Genomic DNA, 18,311 nt, shown 5'->3' with positions numbered 1-18,311 from the left:
AAACCTAACCCTACAAAAAGCAGTTGGAGAGAACTTATGGCCGGGTCGAGCAGAAACACAATCGGTAAATTTGGATTGTTATCCATGACATTTGCCGCCGTTTTTAGCTTCAATAACGTCATTAATAACAATATTCAGTTAGGCATCGCCTCTGCGCCGGTCTTTCTGGTGGCGACGATCATTTACTTTATTCCGTTCTGTCTGATCATCGCCGAGTTTGTCTCGCTCAATAAAAACTCGGAAGCCGGAGTTTACGCCTGGGTAAAAAGCGCACTCGGCGGACGCTGGGCATTTATGACCGCATACACTTACTGGTTCGTGAATTTATTCTTCTTCACGGCATTACTTCCGCGCGTCATTGCTTATGCGTCGTACGCCTTTTTAGGGCACGACTATATCTTCACGCCAATCACCACGGCGATTATCAGCATCTGTCTGTTCGCTTTTTCGACATTAATTTCCAACAGCGGCGCGAAATTACTCGGCCCGATGACATCGGTAACGTCCACGCTAATGTTGTTGCTGACGTTCTCTTATATTGTGCTGGCAGGCGCGGCATTAATGGGTGGCGTGGAACCGGCGAATCCGATTAACGTGGAGGCCATGACGCCGCACTTTAACTGGGCATTCTTAGGCATTATCGCGTGGATATTCCAGGCGGCAGGCGGTGCGGAATCCGTCGCGGTTTATGTGAATGACGTCAAAGGCGGCAGCCGTTCGTTTGTGAAAGTCATTATTATTTCCGGGCTGGTGATTGGCGTGCTGTATTCCATCGCGTCATTGCTGATCAACGTTTTTGTGGCGCAGTCCGCGCTGCATTTCACCGGCGGCACGGTACAGGTTTTTGAAGGATTATCGGCGCACTTTGGTTTACCGGCCGTCCTGATGAACCGTTTTGTCGGCGTGGTTTCTTTCACCGCGATGTTTGGATCACTGCTGATGTGGACAGCGGCACCGGTAAAAATCTTCTTTACTGAAATTCCTAAGGGGATTTTTGGTGAGAAAACCATCCGCCTGAATAAGCACGGCGTGCCGACACGCGCGGCGTGGATCCAGTTTTTAATCGTCATCCCGCTGATGTTAATTCCAACGTTAGGCTCCGACAGCGTACAGGAATTAATGAATACGCTGATCAACATGACCGCCGCGGCGTCCATGCTTCCGCCGCTGTTTATTATGCTGGCGTACCTGAACCTGCGGCTGAAATACGATAACGTCGAACGCGATTTCAAAATGGGTTCCAGAATGCAGGGCATCACCATCGTCAGTACGCTGATTGTGATTTTCACCGTCGGGTTTATTGCTTCGACCTTCCCGACCGGTGCGAGCATTATTACCATCGTGTTTTATAACGTCGGCGGGCTGGTACTTTTCCTCGGCTATGCGTGGTGGAAATACAACAAATATTCCAAAGGGCTGGATGATAAAACGCGTTATCACGAAGACACACCGCTGGCGAGAATAGTGCTGGAATCACAGAACGAAACGGCGCGCGTGAAAGCAGCGAATATCGTAAAGCCGCTGTCCGGCGTATAGATCGGAATTATGAGCATAAAAAAACCGCCTGAAAAAAGGCGGTTTTTTTATGCGTGAGATCCGAACTTACAGTGCGATATCCGCGGGCTGTTTCGGTTCTCCTTTGGCTTCAGCTTCAAGCGGGCGCAACTGAATCACTTCGGCAACCGGCGTCGTTTTCATTGACGGGGTTTCCAGTTCGAGAATGCGGCTGGTTTCCAGCAGCTCTTTCTCGGTCGCTTCCACGTTGCCGTTCAGCTTTGTGCCGTAGGACGGAATGATTTCGCGGAATTTCGCCTGCCATTCAGCACTGGCTGCTTTCTCTTTGAAGACCGTTTCAAGCAATTTCATCATGATAGGCGCTGCCGTGGATGCACCCGGAGAGGCGCCCAGCAAGGCCGCAATACTGCCGTCTTTCGCGCTGACCACTTCCGTGCCCAGACGCAAAACGCCGCCGTGCTTGCCATCTTTTTTGATGACCTGCACACGCTGCCCGGCAACCCAGCGTTTCCAGTCTTTCTGCTCGGCTTGCGGGAAAAACTCCTTCAGCGCGGCATGGCGATCTTCATCGCTCAGCATGACCTGCCCGACCAGATATTTCACCAGGTCGAAATTACCCACGCCGACATGCGTCATCGGCAGTAAGTTGGAGCTGTTCACGCTGCCAAACAGATCCCACAGGGAACCGTTTTTCAGGAATTTACTCGAGAAGGTGGCGAACGGCCCGAACAGCAGAACCTGTTTGCCATCGATAATACGGGTGTCGAGATGCGGAACGGACATCGGCGGCGCGCCCACGGCGGCTTTGCCGTAAACTTTCGCCAGATGACGCTTCACTACGTCCTGATTTTCAGTCACCAGGAATTCACCGCCGACCGGGAAACCGCCATATTCACGCGCTTCCGGGATGCCGGATTTTTGCAGCAACGTCAGCGATGCACCGCCCGCGCCGATGAAAACGAATTTCGCATTCACGACGTGATGTTTGTGACTGTGCTTCAGATCGGTAATGGTGACGCGCCATGTCTTGTCGCGGTTGCGCTGGATATCGCGCACTTCCTGGCCGTTCGCCAGCGTGAAGTTGGATTTTTTCTGTAACGCTTCAACCAGCTGACGGGTCACTTCACCGAAGTTAACGTCCGTGCCTGCCGTGGTGCGTGTCGCAGCCACTTTCTGATTCGGGTCACGGCCATCCATTACGGCCGGGATCCACTGTTTGATTTGTTCCGGGTCTTCCGAATATTCCATCCCGCGGAACAGGGTGCTTTCCTGAAGCGCAGCGAAGCGTTTGCGCAGGAAATCGATGTTTTCATCGCCCCAGACAAAGCTCATGTGCGGCACGCTGTTGATGAATGAGCGCGGATTATTCAGCACACCTTTTTGCACCTGATACGCCATGAACTGACGGGAAACCTGGAAGGCTTCGTTGATCGCCACAGCTTTCGTGATATCGACAGAACCGTCGGGCATCACCGGGGTGTAATTCATTTCTGCCAGCGCCGCATGACCGGTGCCCGCATTGTTCCAGCCGTTGGAGCTTTCCTGTGCCACGCTATCCATGCGTTCGATCATGTGGATCGACCAGTCCGGCTCGAGTTCCTGGAGATACGTCCCCAGCGTTGCACTCATAATTCCGCCGCCGACCAGCAATACATCAACGGATTTTTCGTCTTCTGCGGCCGCAGGCTCGCTGGCACCCAGTGAGTCACGGTTGAGAAGCATACCAAGTATCTTTCTCATGACGTCTGTTTCTCTAAATGTTCAGTTCTGTTTTGTTAAGACTATCGAACAAGAAATTAGCAAAAAAACACGCGGGATCGTTACTGAAACTTCATTTTTTCAAATGACGGCTACGAATATAACATTATCACTACATATTTTAAAAAAGTATTTAACGTTTCAAAAAAACGGTAGCCGATGATGTGATCTCTCTCACAGCCCGCAGCCTGACTGGTTTTTTTAAGGATTTGAAGAGCTTTGGGGTTATGTCGATCAGAAGCACAAGTCGAATGACCCAGCAGTGAAGCGTGGAGTTGTCGACTCAAATACCGTGTTTCGTCAACATTTCTTCCAGAGTACGCAGACTCCGGGAATAAGCCAGACGCCAGCGAATGCATTGAGTCATAGTGCGACGGGATAATGCATACGACGGAAGGATTTTCGAAGCAAGGTCATATTCAGGTAACATCACAAAAAAAGCAGGATGTTACCTGGTATAATCTCGATGCTGCAAAACCACATGTTGCTTGCTGTACTTAAAATCGGCGTGGGTCATGCCCCTGTATCCGCATTTTTACGCTCAAGACTAAGGGGATATTTTTTACCGTACAAATATTATACAAGTGATTATAATAAAGAAAATTTTATAAATTAAATTATTAACCAGCCATTTAGTAAAGCATATTTAGCCAAATTTGTATCGCCGCCAACGCAAACTGGATTTCCCGTTGATTCCAGCATAGGGATATCAGAAATATCATCACCATAGGAAAAACAATTTTTAGGGTTAGTATTAAATTTATTACAAAAATTTAGCAAAGCAATTTTTTTACCCTCGCCAATAGTTTGAGGCTGACCAATTTCTCCCGTGACATTACCTGCACTATCAATTAACAATTGCGTACAAATTATATCCCATACGCCAAGGTAACTTGCAATTGGAGAGAGAAGTGGATGCATTGAGCCAGATAAGAAAACAACTGACACTCCTTGTAATTGATGCCTTCGCAAGGCTTCTATTGTGCTGCCTATAAACAAATCATTATTTATTATATTGTTAAACCAGATTTCACCAGAAATTAACAAGTCATTATATTTTACACCTTTAAATTGCATATAGTATTCACGGTTAATTTTTTCTCGAGAAACCCCCTTCTCCACTTCACTTTTTAAATAACTATTATACTTCTTTAATTGTTCAATTTTATTTGTTCTTATACACCAAAAACTGAAGAAATCGAACATAATTTTTATATTAACAATGGTTTCATCTACGTCAAAAAAAGCAACTGATTTATACAAAACAGACTCCTGATGCTTATAGTCATCATTCAGATTATTAATACATCAAACCATTATTTTGTACCAACAACCAGAAAACCTATAAAGGATGAAAAGAAAAGACCTTTTTCATTTTTTATAACTAACTCTTCCCACCAAGCCTGCTCATCTTTAGAAAGATGAGCCATATCTTCTTGTCCCAAAATCATAGACCGTAGTACGCCGAGTGTTAAATTTACACTGATGGCTTCAACGGTTACATTAACGAGCCCATGATTCAAAAACCTACGAAATAACTGGCGACCGCTCCAATTGTTTTTAGCTTTATTAGATAGCCTCTCGACTATTTCCCTGGTAAGTTTTACATCTGAGTGATCAATTAAAAGCCCATCAAAATCATGGTCGAAAATAGCAACTTTACCATTAGGCTTAACAACCCTAATAAGTTCTGACAGTGTGGCATCAATGCTATCACAATGCATTAGAACTAACTTCGCACGAGCGCCATCAAATACATTATTTTCAAAATGAAGATGCTTACCATCTCCTTTTTCAAATCTAATACGAGAACCATCAATTATCCGACTGTTTGCTTCAGCAATCATAGCTTCACTTAAATCGACCCCGACGATCTCAGCTACGTCTGGATAAATAGATAGTAAATAGCGAACGTCATTCCCTGTCCCACACCCTAATTCAATAATGCTTTTATGATCCAGTGGCTCCAGCACTTCAGCTAATTTCCGATTGATTATTTCGTGATCAGGCAGGCAATTTGCCTCATCCATAAAGTTAATAAACCACTTAGGATCATAGGTCATATCAACAGATGTAAATTTGCCTACGGAATCTATAGTATTTTTAACAGCTTTAGAAATAGCCATAATTGAATCCTTTCTGTTTTTAAATTAAAAAATGATAATACAATAAACCGACTATCGTTTTTTACTTCTTGATCGTTCTTCTTCCAGACGAAGATCTTGTGTTTTATAGTCAAGTGAAGCCCGCCTAATTGCTTCTTCGATTGACATTACTGAAGGCAGATTTAGATGGTCAGATATATCCTTAACTCTTTTCTCTACACTACCACATACAATATAGTATGGAGTTCCTATTTCATTTAAGACTTCAATTAAACGCTTGTCGACCAAATCGCGGAAATCACTGTTCATGGGGCGATGACCGTCTTCTGTAAGAGGTAACTCATGCTTAAGGTGGAAGAAAACGTCATATGTATTTTCTACATGGAGTTTTAGTGAACGACTAAATTCTTTTAACATTCTAGAAAAGAAGGCAATGTCATTCTCGTATTTTATATTATCTATTTTCTCTGCTGATGGATTGATTCCATAAACTAGCCTTGCTTCACCATATAATAATTCCTGTAATGAAGATCCATCTGATACATAATTATTACCCTTTTTAATTTCCGATTTTATTCGGCCTATATGGCGAGCAATCATTAGATGAAGAAACTCTTCTGGAGTTACTTCAGAGAGGCGTTTACCAGGCATCAGTCCTGGCATGATTTCTCTTATGGCTTTCGAAAGAAGGTGAGGAATTCCTGTATAATAAGCAAGCACCATAGCCGTGAAAGTTTTACCAGAAGAGTAAGTACCTGATATAGCAATTTTCATATTTTTACCATTATGTTTTTATATTAAATTTTTTGTTGAAGGTAAAGCATGTGCAAATGTTATTTTGGCTTTCTTATTTCCAAGTGTTCCTAACACTTCTGCATTACGCCACTTTCTTCCATTCAACTCAATTATTTGACTTGTTGATACTAATGTTTTGACCTTATCACAACTTTTTATTTCTCCAGCATCTTCCGAGAAAATAGTTCTAATCATCCAGAGCGTTGAGGTCTCACTGCGAGATAATCCATCTAAAGAATATAGAAGGACTTGAGCAAGTTGCGCACAAGTAACAAATACATCTATATAGCTAACTTTTTCAGGAGTAATGCCTTGAGATTCTTCTTTACTAAGGATAAATTCGACTTGTGCATCTGCCGTCAGATTAGCCATATCTAAATAAACTGAAGAAAGGATATGTTTCTGTTCCTTATACCCTAGGCCATAGTAACGTTTTTTTATATTTAGATGATCCAAACTATTAATTTCTATTTTATTATTCTCCTTTCCGCAGGATGGGTGTTCAATTTGGCAGACTGCCCGCATCAAACCTACTCGGCATTCGTATGTAGATACTTTTCTTGAGGAGTCATCAGCTTTTTCTACACTACGCCGTAATACAAGCGAAATAGGGATATCGTTCAGATCTTCCTGTGGTTTTGTTCCCGCATGGATAGCAATCTCATTAATATGATTTGTGTCCAGATCATCCATATTGAGACCGAAATGGAATGAAAGGTGTGTTTCTACCATTTGCATAGCAAGGACGAGCATATCAATAGTACTTAAATGCGGAGTAACATCCATACCTACATTTTTAACTGACCAGTTCAACGGGTAAAAAAGTGAAACGGTTGCTTCTAAGCAACAATTATTTTTTCCTGATTCAGGGAACGTCAGACTGGATATTTTATGCTCTGAACATCGGTAGCCTGAGGAAAAAAAACGATTCTCCGATGGGCCAAGTATTTCATCGACAGATGAAAACATTTTTTTAGATTTCATATCTTATCCTAATAGTAGTGACTCTTCATTCCTTGTAAATATATCGATAATATCAGAAACACAATGGATATCTGATAGTAATGAATTGCCCTCTCCCAAAGGATCAAAACCGAATAGCATCTCCAACTCGATAAAAAGCATTGCGAGGCTTAAAGAATCAAGTCCAACTTCTTCAAAAGTAGCTTTGATATCTATATCAGCTACGTCAACCGTTATCAATTCTGAAACTTTGTTGAGAACGCCACATTCAATTTTTTCTTGATTTAGCATATTAGACCTCCATCTACGACTATTGATTGACCCGTTATAAAACTCCCATGCGGTGAGATAAGAAATGACAACACATTTAAAATGTCGTGAAGTTCTGCATATCTTCCCAGAGGGGTGCGTTTAGCAATTTTCTCACGATTAATATCAGATACATTCTCTGAAAGCTTCGAGTCAAAAAGACCTGGGACAATAGAATTAACACGAATATTTAGCTTTCCCATTTCCCCGGCGAGACTTCGTGTAAAACCATCAAGCCCAGCTTTAGTTGCAGAATATACAGCCGTTCCGCGATAACCCCGGATCGCTCCTACAGATGAAATGTTTATAATACTACCGCTGGTTTTCTGTTTAGCCATTACACGAACACATGCTCTAGTGAGTTTGATGGGGCCAAGTAAATTTACCAACACCATTTCATCAATAGCTTCAAGAGATGTACTTAAAAAAAGACCTTGATATAAAACAGCACTATTATTTACCAGAAGATTTATCCCACCAAATCGAACAACTACCGACTTTATGAAAATAGTCAACTCCCCTGGATCTTTTAAGTCAAGTTCATACCAATAAAATTGTTCAGGGTATTTATTCTGATATTTGGAAATAAACTCATTCTCATGTCGGCTGAATGTTGCAACTTTCCACCCTTCCAAAATCAACTTTTCCACAATCGCTTTTCCAAGACCACGACTGCCGCCACTAACAATTGCAACTTGTGCAGAAACCATGTTCATACGGTTGTTCCAGACCTGATCATTTTAAACCGTTCTGAGTGGAGATCAGATTGGGTAATCTCAATGACAACAGGAATTTTAAAAGGAGCTAAGTGTGGCTTGCAATGCTCTCTCACTCGAACTTTAAACAACCCAATATCTTCGTGTTCCACGAGCTGGAAAGTAGCACGTATTACATATCCAGTGATATGGCTAGGATAGCCGTTGACACGAACAGCAGCGACATTTGGCATTTTCAAAAGCACATTCTCAACTTCATTTGGATAAACTTTTTCGCCTCCGACATTGATTATTTCTGATTTACGACCGAGAATCTGAACATAATCCCCATCAACAAGAACAACATCCTGCGTGTTAAAATAGCCATCTGAATCGATCGGTGATTCAGCATTTAGATATCCCAGCATTGCCATATTAGATTTAACCCACAAAATATTTTCCAATATTTTATAATCAAATCCACTTCCCCCTAGTTTCATCCAAAGAGATCCATTACCCTTCGATTTCGTTGGCATAATCCCCAATTCCGTTAGACCATATGTCTGTTTTAAGCGTACATGAGGCATAGTTAGTTTTATAATATCTAACGTACGCTGCGGCATGGGTTCAGTACCATATGTGATTAGCTCTAATGAGCTCGTATTATATTTTTCACAAACGTCAGAGAGTAAAATCATGTTTAGGAAGGTTGGAGTCGTAGGTAGCACTTGCACCCGATGATTTTGTATTGCTTCAAAAACTGTTCTGGGGTTTCGTTCCGTGACTGTAACGAGTACCCCTCCATTCGATAGTGTATGAAGTAAAGTATTTATTCCCCCAATGTGATCCAAGCTTAGAAAGGCAAGAATTACCTGAGGTCTCTTATTATCAGGGTAACGAGCAATCATCTTGTGCACGTCGAGCAAAGATGCTTTGGGGCTCCCTGTTGTTCCTGAGCTAAAAAGGACCAGGGCAGCATGATCACTCTCTATAATCTGCTGATAGAGTGGGTGTTGCTCTATAGAATGGTTCTGAACTGCTATTCTCCGTTTTATACTATATGGCGGTAATTTCCTGTCAGCATTAATAAATACTGTCCATTCGACATGTGCTATCTCATAATAGTCAGTTCGTTCTCCTTTAGCGTTCGGAGATATGGGGATAACAATCACTCCACGCAAAAATAGCGCGAGCATTGCTGTTACCATATCTAAGGAGTATGTACCTTCTAAAGCCACAACCGAGCCTTGAGTTATACCATAGTTAGAAAATTCAGAATCCCATCGTTGAATACCATCAACAACATTTTGATACGTAAAACACTGGCCATTAATGATGAGGCATTTCGCGTCACCGAGTGTGTGCATAAATTCAATAAATTTCAGATTCATCGGAATCTCCTTTTCCATCAAAATTTACGAGCCAAAGACAAAAGTCAATAATTTAGTGCTGCCTGGTTCCCTATTTATCCATTCTAAAATAGAGAGTTCACGCTAATATAAAACCCTATTTTCAGGCATCACCCTTAAGGGTGATTCCTGAAAATAAAATTTAATAGATCTTGAAGGTGAGCATAGAAATTTTAGTTAGTTTAGAATGACCATTTGGAATTAATTGCACATTCGTCATCATGGAATGTCGGTAGCAATTGTCTATGCGAGAGAGTGATATATTTTTTAGAAATGTATTTCTAATGGATGTTGTTGCACCATCTTCTTCTAAGGTAGGAAAAATTTTGATATGAATAATTATTCAAAAGATAAATTACCCTGGTTTGGTTTATTGGCTTTGTCTATGGCTTGCTTTATCACAATGTTGACGGAAGCCATGCCTGCGGGGCTCTTGCTGTGGATTAGTCAGGACTTTGGTATATCTGCTAGTTACGGAGGTCAGCTGGTAACTGTTTATGCTGCGGGTTCATTGTTAAGTGCAATTCCTTTGATTACTTTAACTCAGGGTATGCGTCGTAAACCTTTATTGTTACTGGCCATCTTTGGGTTTGCGATCGTCAATATAATCACAGCATTTTCTACCAGCTATATGCTGACTCTAGTTGTACGTTTTTTTGGTGGTGTTTTTGCTGGATTAGTGTGGTCTTTAGCTGCCGGGTTTGCCATTCGCATGTCACCTCCTCATCTTGCTGGACGTGCGATTGCAATCGCAATGCTGGGAACCCCCTTAGCCCTAACAATCGGCGTACCCGCAGGTTCATATCTTGCGGGATTAATAGGTTGGCGTACTGACTTTATAGTTATGAGTGCGCTTACTATGATCTTGATTATTTGGGTTGTCATATCCGTGCCAGATGCAGCAGGCCAAAAAAATCGTGAACACCTTTCTCTTTTTCAGGTAGCAAAAATGAAGGGGGTATCAGTTGTTTTATTTGTAACTCTGATATTCATACTGGCACACAATACAATTTTTACTTACATCGCATCATTTATTTCAAATATAGGGCTCTCGGAACATATTGATTTAGTTTTATTTATTTTCGGCATAACAGCACTGGTAGGTGTCTGGAGTGCCGGTCTCACCGTTGACCGATGGCCTAGAAAATCGATGATATTAAGCATTGTACTTTTTGCAGTATCAATCTTCGTACTAACGTTAACCAAACATAACTGGTCTATATATGCGTCTATAGCTGCGTGGGGTTTCGCTTTCGGAGGTGCTCCGACCCTTTTGCAAGCCGCATTAGCAAAGACCGCTGGTGATGCTATTGATGTTGCCCAATCAATGATGGTAACTATTTGGAATATTGCGATTGGTGGGGGAGGTATTCTGGGTGGGCTACTCTTAATGAAAATAGGGGTGTTATCTCTGCCATATTTTGTCACAGGTCTCTTGATTATTGCTTTTTTTATTACATTCTTCGCGCGCAAACATGGTTTTACTGATGCAGTAGAATAAATAGTAAATCAATGAGATTGATTAGTATGAGGGAACATGCTATTAAAATACACAAACAACAACCCAATAACTTATTAAGATAGGTATCAGATATGGAAAGTCATGATATCTTTTCTTCAGTATTGCGTCCACTTTACGGAGTGGACGATACACAATACTCACTTCAGAGAGTACTTAATAACATTAATGCTCTATTTTGTGTTTCATCTAGCTCTCTTTCATTACGAATAAGCAACACAAAAAAACCTGTGGATTTGGTTTGTCATACAGGAGTAGATAGTTTTTTTTCTGATTTTTATCTTAAAAAAAGAGACTATCATGACCCTATATCTGAAAGAGTCACTCGATACGAGCTGGATTCCGGATTTACTATGGCTGATCTATGTAATCAAGACCCTGAGTGGGGCAAATTTCATAGATCTTCTTTTCAATCCTTTGGATATAAGGATGCACTACTTGTCAATTTTTACTCTCAAAATGGAGACCGGGGAATTCTAGCTGTTCGAAGTGATCCTCGTCGTGGGGAATTTAAGGTGGCAGATTCTGATACTATATCTCAATTATCTCCACTTCTAAGAAATGCGCTTCATGTACATTTACAGTTATGTAATCAATCTCTCAACGAAACTGATATTCCTGACGCATTCAGTAATTCTGCAACTGCAATCATTAATATATCAAAGTCAGGCCGACTCATTAAAATGAATTCAGAAGGGCATGGAGTACTAGTCAGAGAAGATGGCATATTGCTTCTGAACAACCATATAAAAATGCAAGATAGCCATAGCCACTTTCAGTTTAAAAAATCGTTGATGGATATTTTTATAGCAACCAATCAACGCACAAAACTAATAAAAGTTCAGCGCGAAAGGGATAGGTTTTATCTGGTTCGTATAGTGGCTAACAATTCAACATCGTTGAATGACCATAATGCTACGTTAATTATATGTGATCCATTCCATAATGTTCGTAGCGAATCTATTTTATGTACGCTTTTTAATCTTACACTTCGAGAAGCCAACGTTGCTACCCATTTAGGGAATGGGAGTAAGCTTAGCGACATTGCTACCCAAAATGGGGTTTCAATTAATACGGTAAAAAGTCAGCGTAATATCATATATGAAAAAATAGGCATTAGGAATCAAATTCAATTGGTGAGAATTGTTTGTTATCTGGAGATTATTGTGGAAACAGAGATTCAAACTCTTCATGAAAACAAATGGATATCATCTTCATTACATGATTCCATATTTCAAAAATTAAGCATTGATGAATAAGTTACTTTTTTATTTCTTCACATTTTATCCAGGCAAAGGGTAACCCTCTTTAAGCACATCGGTTTTAGCTCCAAGCACTTTTTAGTATTTCCGGGTTTTCAGGAAAGGGGTGGAAAGCAGAAACAAAAAAAAGCGCGGTCTCCCGCGCCTTCAAAATCACTGTTTAATAAATCCGATCAGAGCGCGACGTCAGCGACGACTTTTTGCTCTTTTTTCGGTGCAGTATTTGTCTCTGCCGCCGGTGCCGGTTCAGCCGCTTTGGGTTGCGGGTTGTCCAGCATCAGAACGCGGCTGGTGTCGCCCAGTTCTTTCTCGGTGGCGGCGACGTTGCCGTTCAGCTCAGTGCCGTAAGAAGGGATGATTTCCTTCAGTTTCGCCTGCCATTCCGGTGTGGCGACTTTGTCTTTAAACACTTTTTCCATCAGGTGCAGCATGATCGGTGCGGCGGTAGACGCGCCCGGTGATGCGCCCAGCAGCGCGGTAATGCTGCCATCTTTGGAGCTGACCACTTCGGTGCCCAGACGCAGAACGCCGCCTTCTTTCTCATCTTTCTTGATGATCTGCACGCGCTGACCGGCTTCCCACAAGCGCCAGTCTTCTTTCTTCGCATCCGGGAAGTATTCACGCAACGCATCGAAACGGTCTTCGTCGGACAACATCACCTGGCTGACCAGATATTTCACCAGATCAAAGTTGTCGATACCCACGTGGGTCATCGGCATGATGTTGGAGAAATTGACGCTGCCGAACAGATCCCACAGGGAACCATTTTTCAGGAATTTGCTGGAGAAGGTCGCGAACGGCCCGAACAGCAGAACCTGTTTACCATCAAGAATACGGGTGTCGAGGTGCGGAACGGACATCGGCGGGGAGCCGACAGCAGCTTTGCCGTACACTTTCGCCAGATGGCGTTTCACGATTTCCGGGTTCTCAGTCACCAGGAACTGGCCGCCAACCGGGAAGCCGCCGTAGTTATCCGCTTCAGGAATACCGGATTCCTGCAACAGGGTCAGGGACGCGCCGCCCGCACCGATAAAGACGAATTTCGCCTTGATGACGCTTTCTTTGCCGTCATTCTTCAGGTCAGCCACCTTCACGTTCCAGGTGTTATCCGGGTTACGTTTGATACCGCGCACTTCATGGCCGAGGCTCAGCGAGAAGTTGGGTTTTTTCTGCAGCGAAGCTACCAGCTGACGGGTGATTTCACCGAAGTTCACGTCGGTGCCGATCGGAATACGGGTCGCCGCGATTTTCTGTTTCGGATCACGGCCTTCCATCACCAGCGGGATCCACTGTTTGATTTGCGCCGGGTCTTCTGAATATTCCATGCCGCGGAACAGCGTGCTTTGTTGCAGCGCCGCGAAGCGTTTACGCAGGAAATTAATGTTGTCATCACCCCACACAAAACTCATGTGCGGCGTGCTGTTGATGAAGGAACGCGGGTTGTGCAGAACGCCGTTCTGTACCTGATAAGTCCAGAACTGGCGGGAAATCTGGAAGGATTCGTTGATTTCGACCGCTTTGGAAATGTCGATGCTGCCGTCGGCTTTTTCCGGCGTATAGTTCATTTCAGCCAGCGCAGAGTGCCCTGTACCGGCGTTGTTCCAGCCGTTGGAGCTTTCGAGCGCCACACCGTCCAGACGCTCGACCATGTCGATTGACCAGTCTGGCTCTAATTCCTGAAGGTATGTCCCCAGCGTCGCGCTCATAATGCCGCCGCCGATCAGTAACACATCAACGGGCTTTTCATCTTCTGCGAACGCTGACTGGCTGAATGCAACCACGTTAAGGCAGAGGATCATGGCGAGTATCTTTCTCATGACGTCTGTTTCTCTGAATGTTTAGTTTTAGTTTTGCAGGTGAAAGCTATCCAGATTCCCTGGATAAACGAAATCAACAACCCGGTGCGGTGGGGAAATAAGCGATTATTTCCTCAGAGTCTGAAAGGACAATAATGGGGAGTAACGAAAACCGCGGTGAACAACGACAAATCAACCACACAAATGTTACCGAATACTCATATTATCGAGATTTCGCAAACAATTTAACATCGTCGTTACGTGCATTAAAAATAGTTTAATACTTTAAATAATTACATAAGTTAGTTTCGCTGAGAAACTACTCAGGCGAGATTAGCCCGCAAAGCCGCGGCCTGCGCGGCCATAACGGCGGCGGGACTGTGGCCGATCAGCATGAAGTTATAACCCGCCTCGCGCCAGTATACGACGTTCATTTTCTGCCGGATTTCGCTTTCCTGCGCCGTATTATCCCGGTGTTCGCTGCGGGTAATGCACAGCGCCATCGGCCCGTAGCGCGCATCAAGGTAAGTGATCTGCGCAATATCGTAGTCGTCGTAATGCAAAATACGGGCGTTTTTCAGCTCAGCACCCTGCACTTCCAGCGCTGCCGGGCTGAGCCCGATGCCTATCGTTTTATGCACCCGCGCCAGCTGAATTTGTTGTTGTTCAGCAGAATCATTCACGTCGGCCAGCGTCTGCGCGGTGTACAGCGACATGTAATCCGCCACGCGATCGCGCCAGTTGTCTTTGGAAGATTCACCGGAAAGCAGCGCGAAATAGCGTCCGGCAAGCAGCCCGACGGCCATAAAGCTGACCGACGCTGCCAGCAACGAACGGCGGCTGAATCCGCGCGAACGGGCAACCGGTGCATCCGGTATCGCGTCCAAAGCTGCCTGCAAACGCCCCACCGGCGCGTCCTGCAACATCGACCCGAACGCATCGTGGAAAGGCAAATTGCTGCGCGCCATCTGCGCCAGACGCCCGGCCAGTACGTCGTCTGCGGCGAGCCGTGTATCAAACTGCGCCCGCTGGTTCTCACTCAGCCGGTTATCGAGATAGGCGACCAGAACTTCATCGGAGAATGGCGCTGGCGGGATTTCGCGGGTCATTTTTTCTCTCCCTGTTGTGGCTGAGCGCCGGTACCGGTGTCTTTTGCCAGCGAAAGCCGGGCTGCCGCCAGACGGCTCATAATGGTGCCAATAGGCACTGACAGCGTCATTGCCGCTTCCTGATAGGTAAAACCTTCGACATACACCAGAAACACCGCGTTCCGCTGGGCTTCCGGCAGGGCATTCACCCGCTGCATCACCTGCGTATGCCAGTGCCGGTCTTCAAAAGAGAACGCATCGGCGGGCGCGTCTGTTTCACTGACATCGACAAATCCCTGCCCCTGACGGACGTGCTGCGCCCTAAGTTCGTTGACCCATATGGAGTGCAGAATCGAAAAGAACCAGCGATCGGCACCGGCGCGATCAACCACCTGCGCGCAGCGTTCAAGTGCCCGCACGCAGGTCGATTGCACCAGATCATCTGCCACGTCCGGCTTGCGCGATAACACCATCGCGTAACGCCACAGACGTGCCAGACACTGACTCAGTTCATGACGTAAGTCGGTGGGTGAAATTTAGCGTTTCCCCGTTTCAGGATTCAGGATGTCCGTCGATGGCCGCACTCAGATCGCGATACTCTTCGCAGCCGGTGCCGCACAGGCCTTTGATGGTCGCCAGTTGCGCTTTCGCGAGATCGGGACGCCCTTTAATCATATAAGCCTCGCCGAGATATTCCCGGACTTTGGCATAATTCGCATCGATGGCGATAGATTTCTGATAATAGCTGATGCCTTCATCGGTACGCCCGAGTTTGCGGGTGGCGTAGCCGCGATAGTTCCAGGCTTCTTTGGTGTTCGGGTCTTTCAGCGTGTCGAGCACCGTCAGCGCTTCCTGATACCGGCCCGACTTCGCCAGATGATAGGCGTACTGGGTTTTATCCTGATCGGAAATCATGCTGCCTTTGTCCACCATGCAACTTTTGGTTTTGCTGTCGTAGATTTGCCCTTTCGGGCAGTCCGGCGTTTTTTTCTCATCAGAATCATCACCCATCGCGTGCGCGGCGACGCTGAACATCAGCAAATTACCCGCCAGACACACCACCGACAACGCCTGAATCACTGTTTTTGTCTTCATAGTTTTTGTCTTCCTGTAGGGGAGAGTTTATTTACGGGCGGCTGACGCGGCCCGGCAGCATGCGGCGCAAAATGCCGTCGCGGAGAACGTAGTGATGGAACAGTGCGGCCAGCGCATGTACGCCCGCCAAAACAATCAGCGCCCAGGCCACGTTGTTGTGTAACGTGCCGAAGGTTCGGGTCATCACGCTGTCGAAGTTGAAAACGTCAGGAATGGGGAAAAGCCCGAAGAAGTAGAAGGGCTCGGCCTGCGACCAGCGGAACAAAAAGCCCAGCACGATCTGCGTGACCAGCAAGATATAGAGCGCCAGATGGGTCAGATGCGCCGCCGCTTTCATCATCACCGGCATGGCAACAGGTTCCTGTTTGCTGCGCCCGGTGCTGACCGTAAAAAGCCGCCAGAGCAAACGCCCGAGGATAATTGCCGCCAGTAAAATCCCGACAGAAATATGCACGGATTGCAGCCCTTTGCGCAGCGGCGTGCCGCGCTCAAGCACTTCCCAGATATGCGCGCTGGCAAACAGAAAAATGACACACAGCGCCGTCAGCCAGTGCAGAAGAATGGTCAGCCCGTCGTAACGGTGGCGGGAAACAGAAGTGGAAGTTTGCATAAAAAACGGTGCCCGTAAGTGTTCGATATGAGGTAAACACCTGAGCACCGCTTTTTATTCGGTATGAGGGAAAAATAATTTTCAGAAATCGTTAAACGCTGGTCGTCCGGTTGCGTCCGTTGGTTTTGGACTGATACAGCGCGCCGTCGGCCACAATGATATTTTCCTGCAAACTTTTACCCGTCTGATAGTTCGCCACGCCCAGCGATACGGTGATCTTGAAAGGTTCGCCGTCGGCATTGATAAAGACCGTGCTTTCGACCGCGCGGCGGATACGCTCACAGCATTTCACGCATTCGTAGGTGTTGCCGCTGGCAATCAGAATCACAAACTCTTCGCCGCCAAAACGCGCCAGAACATCGTCTTTTCGCAGCATCATCCGCGCCACATTCGCCACGCGCACCAGCACCTCATCGCCGATGGCATGCCCGTAGGTATCGTTCACTTTCTTGAAGAAATCGATGTCCAGCATCGCCAGCCCGAATCCGCTGTGGTTTTTCTGCACCGCTTTCAGGTGCTCTTCCAGCCCCATGCGGTTAAAGGTTTTGGTGAGGAAATCCATCGACGAGTTTTCTTTCTCGCGGAAAAACGCGCGCACGTAACGGAATTTGCCTCCCAGCCCGTGGTAGCAGATAAACATGCAAAAAAGCGTCACCAACTGGTAGCCAAGTGAACTCCAGATAATCGCCCAGGAATCCAGATAAGGAACAGAGACCAAAAGCCGGATCACCAGGACTATCGACGTCGCGATGGCGAAGGTGCGGATGTTGTTGTCGCGCCACGGCCTGAAATAGCAAAAGCCCGCAATCATCACCGCAACAAACAGGTTATCGATGGTGAACATTCCGGTGAGGAAAAATTTCACAATAAACCCACAGAGCACGCTGAACCAGCCGACGTAGAACACGCAAATCACCAGCGGGATCATCTCAAAGCTGTAATACACCGTGTCGCTGAGGCGGAACAAATCGCGATCCAGAAAAGCCGCCACGCCACCGCAGAGCACCCCGAACAACACACGCTTGTAGAGCGGGGAGTTCGGCCCGAGCGGGCTGTCGCTGCTGAGGAAAAAATAGAAAAACACCAGGCTGGCGTAAGTCACGCAAATATTGATGTAAAGCGCATCCAGCGACTTGATCACTTGTTCCATACAACTCCTGCAACCCGCTGCGAACCGGACAACAAAAATCCGTGACAGGGGCGGAAAATAACCTTCGATAGTGTGAAAGATAGCCTATATATAAAGTGAAGACGGCACAAACTCCGGCCTGGCTTCGGCGGAATTTCACCTTAAGCCGGAGAAAATACCCGTTATTGCACATTAAAGTTTTGTTCTGAATAACCGATATCCGTAATAGGCACTTTTTATTTCGAGGGCTGGACGAACATTTT

The 18,311-nt window shown here is 45.5% G+C and carries 17 protein-coding genes and 1 pseudogene; 3 read left to right on the top strand and 15 right to left on the bottom strand.

Annotation, left to right across the window (positions count from 1 at the left end; translation table 11 throughout):
- The first annotated feature begins 36 nt into the window (after window positions 1–36).
- Window positions 37–1,536 carry an amino acid permease gene (locus tag KWG64_RS12060; RefSeq protein WP_195814857.1) on the top strand — a complete coding sequence of 500 codons (1,500 nt, stop codon included), beginning with the start codon at window positions 37–39 and terminating at the stop codon, window positions 1,534–1,536.
- A gap of 66 nt (window positions 1,537–1,602) precedes the next feature.
- On the opposite strand, the gene mqo (KWG64_RS12055) is transcribed toward KWG64_RS12060, so the two are convergent.
- The 9 genes and pseudogenes from mqo (KWG64_RS12055) to KWG64_RS12020 all read right to left on the bottom strand — a co-directional run bounded on the left by mqo (KWG64_RS12055) (window position 1,603) and on the right by KWG64_RS12020 (window position 9,531).
- Window positions 1,603–3,255, bottom strand: a complete 1,653-nt coding sequence (gene mqo, locus KWG64_RS12055; protein ID WP_218522016.1) for a malate dehydrogenase (quinone) — start codon at window positions 3,253–3,255, stop codon at window positions 1,603–1,605.
- A 208-nt stretch (window positions 3,256–3,463) separates the two neighbouring features.
- Window positions 3,464–3,690 (bottom strand): annotated as a pseudogene (locus tag KWG64_RS25895) (IS6 family transposase); the annotation flags it as partial.
- A 195-nt stretch (window positions 3,691–3,885) separates the two neighbouring features.
- Window positions 3,886–4,536: an HAD-IB family hydrolase gene (locus KWG64_RS12050; protein WP_218522015.1), complete on the bottom strand. Its 651-nt coding sequence runs from the start codon at window positions 4,534–4,536 to the stop codon at window positions 3,886–3,888.
- Between the two features lie 53 nt (window positions 4,537–4,589).
- Window positions 4,590–5,399, bottom strand: coding sequence for a methyltransferase domain-containing protein (locus tag KWG64_RS12045; RefSeq protein WP_218522014.1), 810 nt, complete (start codon window positions 5,397–5,399; stop codon window positions 4,590–4,592).
- 51 nt (window positions 5,400–5,450) lie between these two features.
- Window positions 5,451–6,152 (bottom strand): AAA family ATPase, encoded by a 702-nt coding sequence (locus KWG64_RS12040; protein WP_218522013.1) that lies wholly within the window; start codon window positions 6,150–6,152, stop codon window positions 5,451–5,453.
- Window positions 6,153–6,170: 18 nt separating this feature from the next.
- Complete coding sequence (locus tag KWG64_RS12035) at window positions 6,171–7,157, bottom strand: AvrD family protein (RefSeq protein ID WP_218522012.1); 987 nt, start codon at window positions 7,155–7,157, stop codon at window positions 6,171–6,173.
- Window positions 7,158–7,160: 3 nt separating this feature from the next.
- Complete coding sequence (locus KWG64_RS12030) at window positions 7,161–7,427, bottom strand: acyl carrier protein (RefSeq protein WP_218522011.1); 267 nt, start codon at window positions 7,425–7,427, stop codon at window positions 7,161–7,163.
- Window positions 7,421–8,161: an SDR family NAD(P)-dependent oxidoreductase gene (locus KWG64_RS12025; RefSeq protein ID WP_218522010.1), complete on the bottom strand. Its 741-nt coding sequence runs from the start codon at window positions 8,159–8,161 to the stop codon at window positions 7,421–7,423. Before KWG64_RS12025 ends, KWG64_RS12030 begins: the two co-directional genes overlap by 7 nt.
- The gene (locus KWG64_RS12020; protein WP_218522009.1) at window positions 8,158–9,531 is read right to left on the bottom strand and encodes a long-chain fatty acid--CoA ligase; all 1,374 of its coding nucleotides are present in this window, start codon (window positions 9,529–9,531) and stop codon (window positions 8,158–8,160) included. Before KWG64_RS12020 ends, KWG64_RS12025 begins: the two co-directional genes overlap by 4 nt.
- Before the next feature lie 349 nt (window positions 9,532–9,880).
- On the opposite strand from KWG64_RS12020, the gene KWG64_RS12015 reads away from it, so the two are divergent.
- Window positions 9,881–11,050: an MFS transporter gene (locus KWG64_RS12015; protein WP_255562168.1), complete on the top strand. Its 1,170-nt coding sequence runs from the start codon at window positions 9,881–9,883 to the stop codon at window positions 11,048–11,050.
- A 92-nt stretch (window positions 11,051–11,142) separates the two neighbouring features.
- Window positions 11,143–12,327 (top strand): helix-turn-helix transcriptional regulator, encoded by a 1,185-nt coding sequence (locus KWG64_RS12010; RefSeq protein ID WP_218522008.1) that lies wholly within the window; start codon window positions 11,143–11,145, stop codon window positions 12,325–12,327.
- A gap of 176 nt (window positions 12,328–12,503) precedes the next feature.
- Here KWG64_RS12010 and mqo (KWG64_RS12005) read toward each other — a convergent pair whose 3' ends face one another.
- From mqo (KWG64_RS12005) to KWG64_RS11980, 6 genes are all read right to left on the bottom strand, one after another.
- Window positions 12,504–14,147: a malate dehydrogenase (quinone) gene (gene mqo / locus KWG64_RS12005; protein ID WP_218522007.1), complete on the bottom strand. Its 1,644-nt coding sequence runs from the start codon at window positions 14,145–14,147 to the stop codon at window positions 12,504–12,506.
- Window positions 14,148–14,449: 302 nt separating this feature from the next.
- Complete coding sequence (locus KWG64_RS12000; protein ID WP_218522006.1) at window positions 14,450–15,235, bottom strand: anti-sigma factor; 786 nt, start codon at window positions 15,233–15,235, stop codon at window positions 14,450–14,452.
- Window positions 15,232–15,723, bottom strand: coding sequence for an RNA polymerase sigma factor (locus KWG64_RS11995; protein WP_370628668.1), 492 nt, complete (start codon window positions 15,721–15,723; stop codon window positions 15,232–15,234). Before KWG64_RS11995 ends, KWG64_RS12000 begins: the two co-directional genes overlap by 4 nt.
- 43 nt (window positions 15,724–15,766) lie before the next feature.
- The gene (locus KWG64_RS11990) at window positions 15,767–16,309 is read right to left on the bottom strand and encodes a tetratricopeptide repeat protein (RefSeq protein WP_195826057.1); all 543 of its coding nucleotides are present in this window, start codon (window positions 16,307–16,309) and stop codon (window positions 15,767–15,769) included.
- 31 nt (window positions 16,310–16,340) lie between these two features.
- The gene (locus KWG64_RS11985) at window positions 16,341–16,919 is read right to left on the bottom strand and encodes a cytochrome b (protein ID WP_165060829.1); all 579 of its coding nucleotides are present in this window, start codon (window positions 16,917–16,919) and stop codon (window positions 16,341–16,343) included.
- A 91-nt stretch (window positions 16,920–17,010) separates the two neighbouring features.
- Window positions 17,011–18,069 carry a GGDEF domain-containing protein gene (locus KWG64_RS11980; RefSeq protein WP_218522005.1) on the bottom strand — a complete coding sequence of 353 codons (1,059 nt, stop codon included), beginning with the start codon at window positions 18,067–18,069 and terminating at the stop codon, window positions 17,011–17,013.
- Window positions 18,070–18,311: the final 242 nt, after the last annotated feature.

The sequence above is a fragment of the Rahnella sp. PD12R genome, from assembly GCF_019200965.1.
In the GTDB taxonomy this organism is placed as follows: domain Bacteria; phylum Pseudomonadota; class Gammaproteobacteria; order Enterobacterales; family Enterobacteriaceae; genus Rahnella; species Rahnella laticis.
This window is presented reverse-complemented; position numbering and strand designations above follow the sequence as displayed.